The sequence below is a fragment of the Terrabacter sp. 2RAF25 genome (genome assembly GCF_052115265.1).
Taxonomy (GTDB): Bacteria; Actinomycetota; Actinomycetes; order Actinomycetales; family Dermatophilaceae; genus Terrabacter.
Window position 1 is genome coordinate 902256 of record NZ_JBFRGJ010000002.1, and the last position, 12607, is coordinate 914862.

11 protein-coding genes are annotated in these 12607 nt (G+C 71.6%); 5 read left to right on the top strand and 6 right to left on the bottom strand.

Going from position 1 to position 12607, the window contains the following annotated elements; all coding sequences use genetic code 11:
- Nucleotides 1–92: 92 nt before the first annotated feature.
- Nucleotides 93–1109 (bottom strand): zinc-dependent alcohol dehydrogenase family protein, encoded by a 1017-nt coding sequence (locus tag AB4091_RS07455; protein ID WP_442291095.1) that lies wholly within the window; start codon nt 1107–1109, stop codon nt 93–95.
- Between the two features lie 114 nt (nt 1110–1223).
- Nucleotides 1224–2216, bottom strand: coding sequence for a pirin family protein (locus AB4091_RS07460; RefSeq protein ID WP_442291096.1), 993 nt, complete (start codon nt 2214–2216; stop codon nt 1224–1226).
- Between the two features lie 63 nt (nt 2217–2279).
- On the opposite strand from AB4091_RS07460, the gene AB4091_RS07465 reads away from it, so the two are divergent.
- Nucleotides 2280–3641, top strand: a complete 1362-nt coding sequence (locus AB4091_RS07465) for an MFS transporter (protein ID WP_442291097.1) — start codon at nt 2280–2282, stop codon at nt 3639–3641.
- A gap of 109 nt (nt 3642–3750) precedes the next feature.
- Here AB4091_RS07465 and AB4091_RS07470 read toward each other — a convergent pair whose 3' ends face one another.
- Nucleotides 3751–5277, bottom strand: coding sequence for a S8 family peptidase (locus AB4091_RS07470; RefSeq protein ID WP_442291098.1), 1527 nt, complete (start codon nt 5275–5277; stop codon nt 3751–3753).
- Nucleotides 5278–5388: 111 nt separating this feature from the next.
- Nucleotides 5389–6060 (bottom strand): hypothetical protein, encoded by a 672-nt coding sequence (locus AB4091_RS07475; RefSeq protein ID WP_442291099.1) that lies wholly within the window; start codon nt 6058–6060, stop codon nt 5389–5391.
- 264 nt (nt 6061–6324) lie between these two features.
- Here AB4091_RS07475 and AB4091_RS07480 point away from each other — a divergent pair, with 264 nt between their 5' ends.
- A complete protein-coding gene (locus AB4091_RS07480; RefSeq protein WP_442291100.1) occupies nt 6325–6750 on the top strand; it encodes a hypothetical protein in 426 nt (141 codons plus the stop codon).
- A 9-nt stretch (nt 6751–6759) separates the two neighbouring features.
- Entirely contained in the window at nt 6760–7833 is a 1074-nt protein-coding gene (locus AB4091_RS07485) for a hypothetical protein (protein ID WP_442291101.1), read from the top strand.
- Between the two features lie 89 nt (nt 7834–7922).
- Here AB4091_RS07485 and AB4091_RS07490 read toward each other — a convergent pair whose 3' ends face one another.
- Together AB4091_RS07490 and AB4091_RS07495 are read right to left on the bottom strand one after the other, a co-directional pair.
- Nucleotides 7923–8309 carry an SRPBCC family protein gene (locus tag AB4091_RS07490; protein ID WP_442291102.1) on the bottom strand — a complete coding sequence of 129 codons (387 nt, stop codon included), beginning with the start codon at nt 8307–8309 and terminating at the stop codon, nt 7923–7925.
- Nucleotides 8310–8327: 18 nt separating this feature from the next.
- Complete coding sequence (locus AB4091_RS07495; RefSeq protein ID WP_442291103.1) at nt 8328–8732, bottom strand: cupin domain-containing protein; 405 nt, start codon at nt 8730–8732, stop codon at nt 8328–8330.
- Nucleotides 8733–8784: 52 nt separating this feature from the next.
- On the opposite strand from AB4091_RS07495, the gene AB4091_RS07500 reads away from it, so the two are divergent.
- Both AB4091_RS07500 and AB4091_RS07505 read left to right on the top strand, forming a co-directional pair.
- Nucleotides 8785–10170, top strand: a complete 1386-nt coding sequence (locus AB4091_RS07500) for an FAD-dependent oxidoreductase (RefSeq protein WP_442291104.1) — start codon at nt 8785–8787, stop codon at nt 10168–10170.
- A 104-nt stretch (nt 10171–10274) separates the two neighbouring features.
- On the top strand, nt 10275–12599 hold the full coding sequence (locus tag AB4091_RS07505; RefSeq protein WP_442291105.1) for a TIM-barrel domain-containing protein: 2325 nt from the start codon (nt 10275–10277) through the stop codon (nt 12597–12599).
- Nucleotides 12600–12607: the final 8 nt, after the last annotated feature.

The following is a 12607-nucleotide window of genomic DNA, read 5'->3' on the forward strand; positions in this document are numbered from 1 at the left end:
CGGCATACCCGGTTGGGGTGGACGCGCGGCAAGAACTGCGGCGCGCTCGCCTGAACCGGGGTGGGGGTGTCGGGGGTGTGTGGGTGTGCGGGTCAGGGACGGAGGAGGACCTTGACGGCGCGGCGTTCGTCCATGGCGCGGTAGCCCTCGGCGACCTCCTCGAGCGGCAGCTCGAGGTCGAAGACCAGGCCCGGGTCGATGCGACCGTCGAGCACCCGCTGCATGAGGTCGGGGAGGTAGCGGCGCACCGGGGCGATGCCGCCGGCCAGGCCGATGTTGCGGACGAACATCCGGCGCAGCGGCAGCTCGACACCGTGTGGCACACCGACGAAGCCGACGGTCGCGCCGGCTCGGGCGACGTGGAACGCGGTGTCCATCGACTGGTGCGTTCCGACGCACTCGAGCACCGCGTCGGCGCCGATGCCACCGGTGAGGTCCATGACGGCGGCCACGGCCTCGTCACCCCGCTCGGCGATGACGTGGGTCGCACCGAAACGACGGGCGAGTGCCTGCCGCGGCTCGTGGCGCGACATCGCGACGATGCGCTCGGCACCGAGCTGCTGCGCGGCGATGACGCCGCAGAGGCCCACCGCGCCGTCACCGACGACCACGGCGGTCGAGCCGGCGCGCACGCCTGCCGCGACGGCTGCGTGCCAGCCGGTGGCCATGACGTCGGTGAGGGCGAGCAGCGACGGCACGAGCGCGTCGTCGGGCATGCCGTCGGTCTTGACGAGGCTGCCGTCGGCCTGGGTCACGCGGGTCAGCTCGGCCTGCCCGCTCGAGGTGCCGTCGGCGTTGGGGCAGGCCGACTGCACGCCGGCCAGGCAGTCGGGGCAGGTGTTGTCGCAGTGGCAGAACGGGATGACGACGAAGTCGCCGGGACGGAAGTCCTTGACCTCGGAGCCGACCTCCTCGACGACGCCGACGGCCTCGTGACCGATCGTCGAGCCTTCGCGGATCGGGTTCTCCCCGCGGTAGGGCCACAGGTCGGAGCCACAGATGCAGCCGGCCGTGACCCGCACGATCGCGTCGGTCGGCGCCTCGATGGTCGGGTCGGGGACCTCGGAGAGACGGATGTCGCCAGGGGCGTGGATCGTCGTAGCGCGCATGGTGGCCATCCTTCTCCTGCCGCCGCCTGCCTCCAAACCCCGTCGAGAACTGGGCACTCGACCGGGGGCACGGTCGAGTGCCCAGTTTCCGACGCAGTTCGGCGGCTCAGCAGCTCAGCCGCGGGAGCGGAGCCTGAGGTTCGGGAGCCCGGGTGCGGGGAGGGTGTGGTCCCACTCCTCCGGGAAGATCCCGTATGCCGTCGTGCCCGTCGTCTCGCGGGCGCGCTGCCACTCCTCCCGGAAGCCGACGACCTCGTCGTGGCTGCGGCCGATGAAGTTCCACCACATGACGATCTGCTCACCGAACGGTGCGCCGCCGAGCACGAGGAACCGCGCCGGCTCGTCGGGACCCGCATCGATCGTGACCGCCTCGGCGCCGACGGCCTGGAACGCGATCTCGCCGGGCTTGGCCGTGACGTCGCCGACGGTGAGCAGCCCCGTGTCGCAGAGCAGCCCGTGCTCGTGGGTGGGATCGAGCGCGATCGTGAGCGACTGCCCGGCCTCGAGCGTGACCTCGGCGCCGACCAGGTCCGAGAACATCGTGACCGGTGAGGTCTGGCCGAAGAGCGTGCCGAGGAAGACGAGCACCCGGGCGCCGTCCACCTCGGTGACCGGCGGCGCGTAGTGCTCGAAGCCCGGGGCGGTGGAGCGGTCGGCCTCGGGCAGGGCCACCCACAGCTGCGCGCCGTGCAGCACGGTCGTGTCGGGCGTGGAGTACTCGGAGTGGGCGATGCCCTTCCCGGCGGTCATGATGTTGAGCTCGCCGGGGCGGACGAAGGCGTGGGCGCCGGTGGTGTCGCGGTGCTCGACCTCGCCGGTGAAGAGCCACGAGACGGTCTGCAGGCCGGTGTGCGGGTGCCCGGGAACGGCCATGCCGCCGGTCTGGGACACGTCGTCGGGGCCGTAGTGGTCGACGAAGCACCACGCCCCGATGAGCGAGCGTTCGCGCTGGGGGAGGCTGCGGCGTACGGGCATCGCCCGCGGCCCGCCGAGCGGCACCTCGCGGAACGGCAGGACGACGGCCGCGTGGGGTGCGGAGGCTGCGTCGGCGTCCGCGGTGGCGTCGCCGCAGACGACCTCGGTGGGGTGGCGGTCCGGGTTGCTCACACGATCAGGCTAGGCCGCGCAGGGGCGGAGCGGCTCGCAGGAGCGGTTGCTACGTTGCGCAGCATGACCGAGGCGCCCGGAACCGACGCAGGCACCGACGCAGGTACCGACGCCGCCGCAGTGACCTCGGCCCGCGGCCGCTGGTCGGCGTGGCGCGTCGTGTGGTGGTTCGGCTTCGTCAGCCTCGCCGCCGACATGGTCTACGAGGGTGCCCGCTCGGTCTACGGACCGCTTCTCGCCTCCCTCGGCGCGAGCGCCGTCGTCGTCGGCCTCGTGACCGGCGCGGGCGAGGCGATGGCCCTCGTGCTCCGCCTCGTCTTCGGGCCGCTGGCCGACCGCACCGGTCGCTACTGGGGCCTGACGATCCTCGGCTACGGACTCACCGCCGTCTGCGTGCCACTCCTCGCGGTGACGCCGTTCGTGGGAGGTGCGGGGCTCGTGCTCGCCGCCGTCCTCATCCTCCTCGAGCGCTCCGGCAAGGCCGTGCGCAGCCCGTCGAAGTCGGCCCTGCTCGCACACGTCGCGTCGGCCGTGGGTCGGGGTCGCGGCTTCGGCGTGCACAAGGCCCTCGACCAGGTGGGCGCCTTCGCCGGTCCGCTGCTCGTAGCCGCCGTCATCGGCGCCTCCGGGGTGATCTGGCCGAGCATGGCGGTCCTCGCCGTACCGGGCGTCGCGGCGATGCTGTTGCTCGCCGTCATCCGCTCGCGGGTGCCCGACCCCGCCGTCTACGACGAGGAGCACGTTGGGGCAGCGTCGAAGTCCGCCACTGCGGAAGCGGCTTCGACACAACCCCACGCGACGGAAACCACTGCGGTGCAGCCGGATTCGTCCACCGGAGGTCTGCGCGGCTGGTTCGCCGATGCTGTAGGGGCCGGCCTGCCGCGCGAGTTCTTCGGCTACGCCCTCGCCGCCGGCCTCACCACGGGCGGTCTCGTCACCTTCGGGATCATTGGCTACCACCTCAGCGTGAAGGGCCTCGTCGCCGTCGCCGCGGTTCCCCTCGTGTATGCCGGAGCCATGGCCGTCGAGGCCCTCGCGGCGCTCGGCGTGGGTCTCGTCTACGACCGACGCGGTGGATCCGTGCTCCACCTCGTGCCGGTGCTCGTCGCGCTCGTGCCGGCGCTCGCCCTGACCGGGCGGCTCTGGGTCGCTCTCGTCGGGGTCGCGGTGTGGGGCCTCGCCACAGGCGTGCAGGATTCGACGGTGAAGGCGCTCGTCGCGGAGGTCGTGGCGGCACCGAGGAGGGCGACGGCATACGGCGTCTTCGCAGGGGTGCAGGGAGCCTTCGCGATCGTCGGCGGCCTCGTGGCCGGGTGGCTCTACGACCGGTCGCTCGCGGCCCTCATCGTCGTGGTGGCCGTCAGCCAGCTCGTCGCCCTGGTGCTCCTCATCCGCACCGTCCACTCCCTGCGCCACCAGCCCTGACACGCGCGAACGCGGCGTTCGGTCTCGAAAACCGTGTTCTAACACTGACTTCGAGACCGAACACCGCGTTCGGCGATGAAGCGGGTGGAGCTGGGTGGAGCTCGGTGTGTCAGCTCACGGCGTCGAGGGCGTCGACGATGCCCTCACCGAAGTAGCTGTTGTTCTCGACCGGACCGACGCAGACCGGGCCACCGGTCGCGGCGTTGCAGGCCTTGTCGTCGGCCTGGACCCGCAGCTTCTCGATCATCTGGGCCGGCGTCCACGTCGGGTGCACCGACTTCATGAGTGCGAGCACACCGGCGACGTGCGGCGACGCCATCGACGTGCCGCTCTTCGTGCCGTAGCCGTTGTCGCGCACGATGGTCGACAGGATCGTCGAGCCGGGGGCGGCGACGTCGATCTTGCCGAGGCCGCGGTTGCTGAAGCTCGACAGGCGGCTGGTCTGCGAGCCGAGCGGGTTGCTCTGCAGCGAGCTGACCGTCACGACGCCGTCGAGCTCGGCCGGGATGTCCTCACAGCCGCTGTTGAGGGTGCGAGCGACCTGGCCCGACGCCGGCTGGTCGTCGGGGCTCGTCGTGTCCTTGAACGACGACTTGTCGGAGAGGTCGCGAGCCGAGTTGCCTGCGGCCGCAGCGTGGACGACACCCTGCTTCGTCGACCAGGTGACGGCGCGGCGCACGGCCTCCTTGGCGGCGTACTGGTCGGGCTGGTCCTCGCAGTAGAACTCGAACGGGTCGACGTAGTAGCTGTTGTTCGTCACGTCCATGTGCTTGAGGCCGGCCTCGACGAACCCGCAGACGGCGTACTCCGGGTAGATGAAGCCGTCGTCGTTGACGACCTTGACGGACGCCAGGCGGACGTTCGGGGCGACGCCGACGATGCCGACGCCGTTGCGGGCGGCCGCGATCGTGCCGGCCACGTGGGTGCCGTGGTCGCTCGTGGTGGGCTCCCAGCCGGTCGTCGACGGGCGCCCGGCACCGGTGCAGTTGACCGAGTTGGCGACGTCGAGGTTCTTCATGAGGTCGGGGTGGTCGGCGTCGATCCCGCTGTCGAGCACCCCGACGAGGACGTTGCGCGAGCCGTCGGTGATCGCGTGGGCCTGGTCGGCCTTGATCATCCTGAGATCCCACTGCTCGACCTCGCGCGGGTCGCTCGGGCCGGCCGGCGTGGTCTCGGCCTCGACGTCGCCGTTCGCAGCCTTCTTCGCGCCCTTCTTGTAGTCGGAGGCGCCGTTCCAGTTCTTGCCGAGCTCGGCGGGCGTGCCCTCGGACACCGGCACCGTGCGCGTCGCGCCGACGGACTCGACGAACTTGCCGCCGGCCCTGGTGACGTCCTGGCGGAACGAGGCGCGGGTCGAGTGGGCGATGACGACGCCGATCTGGGGCCAGGACTGCACGACGACGCCGCCGGCACGGCGGACGGCGTTCTCGACGACGACGGTGTGCCCGGGGTTGGCCACGTCGACGTTGACGACATAGCTCATGAGCTGCCCGTCAGGGGTGTTGATGGTGACCGGGGTCGAGACGGGCTCGGCCTGGGTCGATGCCGAGGCCATGCTGCCGAAGGCGGCCGTCGACGCGAGGGCGAGGGACGCGACGGCGACCGCGCCTCGTCTGGTCAGTCTGGGGTGTCGCATGTGATGTGCTCCCGTGGGGTGAGGGAAGGGTGTAATGCGCCCATTTCGGGCACATGGCACCCATCCTGCGACCGAACGGCTGACTCCGCTCGTCGAGAGTCCGTCGGCTCGTCAGGCCACCTCGGGCAGGTTCTCGGCCGGGCGGGTCAGGGGCGCCAGGGCGATGAGCAGCACCAGCGCGCCCAGCGGTTCGAGCCCCCATGGGAGCGCCAGCAGCGTCGCAGCGACACCGGCGAGGGCGAGCGAGCTGCCCGGCATACGTCCCTCGAGCCACGTCGTGGCGAGCACGAGCGCCAGGGCGAGCGCGGTCAGCAGCTGGCCGCCGACGGCGAGGGCGGCCGGCACGGCCGCAGGCAGGAGGCCGGTGAGGCCGCCCACCCAGACGGCCCCGGTGGCGCCGGCGCCGAACGCAGCGAGCAGGGCCGTCGGAACCGCGACGGGGAGGTGCTGGGCGCGGGCACCCAGGCTGGTCGTGAGCCAGGCGAACGCAGCGGTGGCGAGCACGAGCAGGGCGCCGGCGGCGACGGCGAGTGGGCTCTGGCCGGCCGGGGCGCTAGGGCCGTCGGCGCCGAGTGCGTCGAGACCCGGGGTCCCGCCGAGGCCGTCGACCCACGCGGCGATGCCGTGCGCGAAGAGGAGCAGCGGTGCGACGAGCGCCAGGACGGCGACACGATCGACGGCCCCGGTGGCTGTGCTGCTCGTGGAGGTGCCAGCCGGACGGGGCGCGGTCACGGTTCCGGACAGCGGTGCCGTCCCCGTTCTCGTGAGGGTGCTCGTCGTCATGCTTCCAGCGTGGACGCGGCGGACCTGCGCGCCCATCGGGGTCGACCCCGAGCGGCCCCGGAGCCGTCCCTGAGTGCGGAGGGGTGGCTGATGCGTGGCTGGGTGCGGCCGGTTGCGTCGGAGGGTATGGACGATCCGCGCGGGATGGTGTCTTTGTCCATTTTGATGACTGTGCCCGCCTAGAGGTCGTACCGTGCCAAATGTGGGGGTCGAGGTCAGGTCGATCCGTCAGCGCTCAGAGGGTTCTGTTCGAAGGGGGTAGACATGGCAGTGCGCTTCAACGTTCCTCCGGGATGGCCTGCGCCGTCGGCGTCGTGGGCACCGACCGACGACTGGATGCCGGATCCGAGCTGGCCCGCACCACCCGCGGACTGGGAGTTCTGGACCGTCGACGACCGTCGCGCCGAGGCTCGGGCCAACCGCGCCGTGCGTGACGCCGCCGAGTCGCCGGCCGCTGACGCTTCCGTGACCGCCGGCCCTCCCCGATTCGGTATGCCGCCACGCACGACCGCTGCGACCTACGGCACCGACCGCGGCAGCTGGCTCTCCGGCCTGCGAGCGCGTGCAGTTGCCGAGTCGCCTTCCACGGCAGTTGATCCCGCCCCGGAGTCGAGCCCGCGCACGAGCGCGCAGACGGTCGTCGACTCCTCGTGGGAGATCGACGGCCTGCTGACCTCTGCGGGCAGGTAGGACGCCGAGGTGGACCTGTTGCTCAGGGTCGCGCCCGAGGTGCGACTCAGCTCCTCCGCGTCCGGACTGCGAGCGTCGCTCGACGGCGTCCCGGCCCCGCTCCCGAGCGGGCCCTCAGACGCGGCCCCGGTCGGGGAGCCCGTGTCGCTGGCACTGCTCGAGCAGCGCGTCCACGATGCCCACGCAGCCGAGGACGTCGTCGCCCTCGGCGCGGTCGAGGAGACCTTGGCCTCGCTCCACCTCGACAACCACCCGCTGCGTCGCCGGCCCGACCCGCCGGACTCGGCGCCGTTCTCGGCCAAGGACCGGGTCGCCCTCCAGCGCAAGGCGTTTCGTGCTGCCTTGCCGCAGGTCTCGTTCTTCAAGTTCGCTGACCGCACCAAGGCCAAGGCGGCGGCCGAGAGCGAGGCCCGGGACTTCGGGCAGGCGCTCGACGTCGCCCACGCCGTCGTGACGCAGCACCGGGTGGTCGCCGTCGAGGACCAGTGGCAGGAGCTGTCGGAGCACGACCCGGCCACCGTCATCGCCGAGCTCGACGCGCACTTCGCCGGCGCGGAGTGCGGCTGCACGTGCGTCGACGCGGGCTGGGACGCCGAGACCTCGCGCGGCTACGTCACCGTCGTGGGCCGATACCCGGGCCTCGACATCGTCGGCGAGCGCGGTCCGGGCGTCTCCTCGAGCGGCCGGCGGATGATGCGGCGACGCACCCGCGCCGAACGGAACGCCCTCTATCTCAGCGGGCTCGCCTCCTTCGCACTGGCGACGGTGCGTCGCGCGATCAGCGTCGCGGTCGCCGCCGACGACGTGCACGTCATCGTCGTGCGCCCGACCGAGGACGGGCTCGGGCTCGAGCCGATCTACGTCGGGAGCCTCAGCCGAGAGGCGGTCACGCTGCGGCCCTCGCTCGCGGACCCGGTGCCCCTGCTCCTGGGTTCCGCGGTCTGCCAGATGCAGTTCGACGGGTCTGCCCACGACCTCGTCGCGCTCGAGCCCGACCAGCACGTGGCGCAGATCGTCCGGGCGTGCGCCGAGGCCATGGCCGACGAACAGCTCGACACCCTCCTGCGTGACCCCGTCGACTGACGCGATCCGTCGGAAACTGCGCACTCGACCGAGAGGAGCAGTCGAGTGCTCACTTTCCGACGGGCAGCCCCTGACCAGTGCTCACTTTGTTACGCCTTGACCAGGCTGCGCAGGGCCAGGGCGGCGACGGGACGGTAGGCGAGGACGGCATACGCCGGGGCGTCGATGACCAGCTCGCTCGTGCAGCCACCGTCGGGCGCCGGTCTGACGGCGTGGTCGAGCGTCGCGTGCACCAGGCCGAACCGCACGTGCCAGCTCCACTCCATCGCGTCGGCGTCGACGGTGAGCACCTCGAACGGCAGACGCACCCCGAGCGGGCCGACGACGAGACCGGTGAGTCCGGGCGCGAGGCGACGCGTGGCCGCGATGACCTCCTGCACCTGCGGAGACCAGGTCGCCCACAGGTCGAGGTTGTCGTAGCGGCTCCAGGCGACGGCCGGAGCTGCGGTGCCGGTCTCGGTGACGGTCGTGCGCACGGCGGGCCTCCCTCTGCCTCAAGCACCGTGGCCGGGAGCCGGACCGTCGACGTTGACGGTCGGCGTGCCGGACCCGCAGCGCACGATGACGGCCCGCGAGGGCGTGTCGCAGGGGTTGCTCTCACGGTGCACCGCCCCGGCCGGCACGCGGAGGAAGTCGCCGGGCCCCGCCTCGACGACGTGCTCGCCGTTCGGGCCCGACTCGAGCCGCATGGTGCCCGACACGACGTAGAGCGTCGTGTCGTGGTCGCCGTGGTGGTGCCATCCGGAGACGGCGCCGGCCTCGGTGTCGACCGTGCCCGACCACATCGACTCGGTGTGCAGCGCGACGTGCCGGCTCATGCCCGGCGTCGGGTCGGCGGGTGCGAGCGCGTCGCCGCCGACGTGGCTGCAGGGTTGGGCCGGGTCGTGGATGTCGCTCATGCGTCCCATCAAACTCCGAGCCGGGGCGGCTGGTCACGTCTAGCCTTGACTTGTGGCCGGTTCGACTCGGAGGGGAGCCCGTCAGCGTCAGGGGCAGGTGGTCGTCGTCGGGGCGAGCATCGCGGGGCTGCTCACGGCTCGCGTGCTGTCCGACCACGTGGAGTCCGTCGTCGTGCTCGAGCGAGAGCGCCTGCCGGAGGCCCCCGTCCCGCGTGGGCGGGTGCCACAGGGGCGGCACATCCACCTGCTGCTCTCGGCCGGCCTCGACCGCTTGCGCGACTGGTTCCCCGGCATCGAGGACGAGCTGCTGGGTCATGGCGCCGTGCGCATCGACGGCGAGGGCGCCTGGGTGTTCCAGGGCGGCGCCTACCGGGCGCGCGGGGACTGGGAACGACCGGCGATCTCGCAGTCACGACCCCTCCTCGAGTCCGTCGTCCGCTCCCGGGTCGCGGCGCTGCCCGGCGTCACCATCGAGGACGGGGTGACCGTGGAGGGCGTGGTCCTGTCCGGCCGCCGAGTCACCGGGGTTCGCGTAGACGGCCGGGACCGGGCGGCCGACCTCGTCGTCGACTGCTCCGGACGCAGTTCGCGTATCGCACACGACCTGGCAGGGCAGCTCCTGCTCGACCCGCCCGTCAGCCACGTCGGCATCGACATCTCGTACGCCTCCTTCACCCTGGGACGGTCTCTGGGCGACCTCGAAGGCCATTTCGTCTTCTGCAGCGACAATCCGGGGTCGTTCCGGTTCGGTGCGGCGGTCCCGATCGAGGGTGAGCGCTGGCAGGTGACCGTCGGCGGCGTCCACGGCGACACGCCCGAGCCCACGGACGACGGCATCGCCGCCTTCGCCGCGACCCTCCCCACGCCGGCCGTCGCCCAGCTGATGGCCCGTTGCGAGCGGCTGTCGGAGATCTCCACGTACCGGTTCCCGTCGAGCCAGCGGAGGCACTACGAGAAGGTGGGCGACCTCCTCCCCGGCCTCGTCGTCCTCGGTGACGCGTCGAGCAGCTTCGACCCGATCTACGGCCAGGGCATGACGTCGTCAGCCCTGCAGGCGGCCGCTCTGGGAGACCTCGTGTCGCGCCTGGGTCTGAGCGCAGCGGACCTGCCGAAACGGTTCCAACGCAAGGCTGCCCGCATCATCGAGTCGCCGTGGCGTATCGCCGTCGGCGCTGACTTCGCGCATCCGGCGACCGTCGGCCCCAAGCCGCTGGGCACCGACCAGCTCAACGGGTACATCCAGCGCGTGATCCTGGCGGCGCACGCCTCCCTGCCGGTGGCGGTCGCCTTCAACGACGTGCTGCAGCTGGTCCGGCCGCCGGCCTCGCTCCTGCGCCCGGCCATGGTGGCCCGGGTCCTGCGCGCCGCAGGTCGGTCGCCTGTCAGGACGGGCGCGCAGGTGCGCCACCCACGGGTGGGACCGGCCACAGCCGACTGAGCCAGGTCGGAGAATCGACAGAGGGCCCGCTCGCCGTGCCAGGAGGCCGGGCCCTGACTGGACCGGGACTCGTCGGGGGCGCGTGTCTTTGGTTGGGTGGATGCATGAGGACCGACCACTTCATCCGATTCGAGCGCGTCGACACCGTCGAGGAGGCCGAGCGGGGGCTGCTGGCGCGGCTGCACGGAGAGCTGCTGCGCATCGACGCCGTGCGTCCCGACGTCGTGCGCCTCCAGGTGAGCCGCGGCGGGTCGTTCGACCCGAAGCCGACGTATGCCGTGTGCGTCGACCCGCTCGCTCCTGACCTCGATGGGCCGGTGACGTGGCGAGCCGAACAGGCCGAGGGCGCGCGGCGGCTCGTGACGGACGAGCTCGTCGTGACGCTGTGGCTCGACCCGTTCCGCGTCGACGTGCACCGCACGGACGGCTCGGTCGTCATCGAGTCGGCGCCCGACGCCGATGGCCGCTACTGGACCTACGCGACGCTCAACGACGCGTGGACGACGAGGCGCCGGATCGGGCGTGACGACGCGATCTACGGGCTCGGCGAGAAGGGCGGCCGGCACAACCGGCGGGGTCGCGACTTCACGATGTGGAACACCGACGTCCTCAACGAGCACGCGACGGCCGAGTTCCGGGCCGGGCTCGACGCCGACGACCCGCGCGCCGACATGACGAGTGCGGAGTTCGACCCGTACTACGTGACGGTCCCGTTCTTCCACCAGCGATCAGCCGAGACGGGCGCCGCGAGCGGCTCGTTCGTCGACAACGGCTACCGCGGCGAGTACGAGTTCAGCCGCGACGACGAGTACCGCATCACCTTCCACGGCGGCCAGTGGACCGAGTACGTCTTCGCCGGCCCGTCGATGGCCTCCATCCTCGAGCGGTACACCTGGCTGACCGGTCGTGCTTCACTGCCGCCGATCTGGGCCCTCGGCTACCACCACTGCCGCTGGCACGCGTACAAGCAGCAGGACATCGAGGTCATCGCGAAGCGCTACCGCGACGACGAGTTCCCCTGCGACGCGATCTGGCTCGACATCGACTACATGGACGGCTACCGGGTCTTCACGTGGGACGACGAGCGCTTCCCCGACCCTGCCGGCATGCTCAAGGGGCTGGCCAACCAGGGCTACCGGGCCATCACGATCGTCGACCCGGGCGTCAAGCACGACCCCGGCTACGAGGTCTACGACGACGGGCTCGAGAAGGACGTCTTCTGCCGCACCGAGGGCAGTGACACCTACATCGGCCAGGTCTGGCCGGGCAACACCGTCTTCCCCGACTTCGCGACGCCCGAGGCGCGCTCATGGTGGGGCGCCCTCAACGCGAGGCACGTCGAGTCGGGCCTCGCCGGCATCTGGAACGACATGAACGAGCCGGCAACCGGTGAGATCGCCCCGCAGGCAATGCTTTTCGACAAGGGTCGGGCCAAGCACGAGCGCTACCACAACCAGTACGCACTGCTCATGGCAATGGGCACCATCGAGGGCCTCCGCGCTGCCCAGCCCGACGCCCGGACCTTCATCCTGTCGAGGGCCGGTTTCGCGGGGATCCAGCGGTACGCCGCGAACTGGATGGGCGACAACCAGGCCCGCTGGGACCACCTGTGGGTCAGCATGCCGATGGCGTGCGGCTTCGGACTGTCGGGCCAGCCCTTCGTCGGCGCCGACATCGGTGGCTTCCAGGGCGACACGAACCCCGAGCTGTTCCTGCGCTGGATGCAGATGGGGGCGCTGACTCCCTTCTGCCGCAACCACTCCGAGACGAACAACGTCGACCAGTACCCGTGGTCGTTCGGCGAGGAGATCCACGGGCTGGTCCGCGACGTCGTGCGGCTGCGCTACCGGCTGATGCCCTACATCTACTCGGCGTTCGTGCGCGCCACCGAGACGGGCGAGCCGGTGCAGCGCCCCCTCGTGCTCGACTTCCAGGACGACCCCGAGGTCGTCGACATCGACGACCAGTACCTCTTCGGCCGCGACCTGCTCGTCGCGCCGGTCACCGAGGCGGGGATGACGTCACGCGAGGTCTACCTGCCTGTGGGTGGCTGGTACGACTGGCACACCGGCGAGCTTCACGAGGGTGGACAGCGCATCACCGTCGACACCCCGCGTGAGCGCATCCCGCTCTTCGCACGGGCGGGCGCCGCGATCCCGATGTGGGCAGAGGCTCCGGCGTCCACCGACGGCTACCGCCCCGAGGTCGTCGAGCTGCACGTCTTCGACCCGAGCACCGACGGGCGGTGGGAGTCGGTGCTCGTCGAGGACGACGGCCTCACCGTCACCGACGGCGAGGCCCAGCGGCTCACGACGACTGTGGTCGTCAGCCGGTCCGGAGATGACGTGCAGGTCGAGCACACCAGGGACGGCCCCGGGTATGCCGCCCACGCGCGAACGGCCTTCGACGTCGTGCGGCACTCGGCCTGACGGCATAC

Excerpts from the sequence above, each read along its gene's own strand:
- AB4091_RS07455 (WP_442291095.1), bottom strand. The coding sequence starts at position 1,109 with ATGCGCGCTACGACGATCCACGCCCCTGGCGACATCCGTCTCTCCGAG.
- AB4091_RS07465 (WP_442291097.1), top strand. The coding sequence starts at position 2,280 with ATGACCGAGGCGCCCGGAACCGACGCAGGCACCGACGCAGGTACCGAC.
- AB4091_RS07470 (WP_442291098.1), bottom strand. The coding sequence starts at position 5,277 with ATGCGACACCCCAGACTGACCAGACGAGGCGCGGTCGCCGTCGCGTCC.
- AB4091_RS07475 (WP_442291099.1), bottom strand. The coding sequence starts at position 6,060 with ATGACGACGAGCACCCTCACGAGAACGGGGACGGCACCGCTGTCCGGA.
- AB4091_RS07480 (WP_442291100.1), top strand. The coding sequence starts at position 6,325 with ATGGCAGTGCGCTTCAACGTTCCTCCGGGATGGCCTGCGCCGTCGGCG.
- AB4091_RS07495 (WP_442291103.1), bottom strand. The coding sequence starts at position 8,732 with ATGAGCGACATCCACGACCCGGCCCAACCCTGCAGCCACGTCGGCGGC.
- AB4091_RS07505 (WP_442291105.1), top strand. The coding sequence starts at position 10,275 with ATGAGGACCGACCACTTCATCCGATTCGAGCGCGTCGACACCGTCGAG.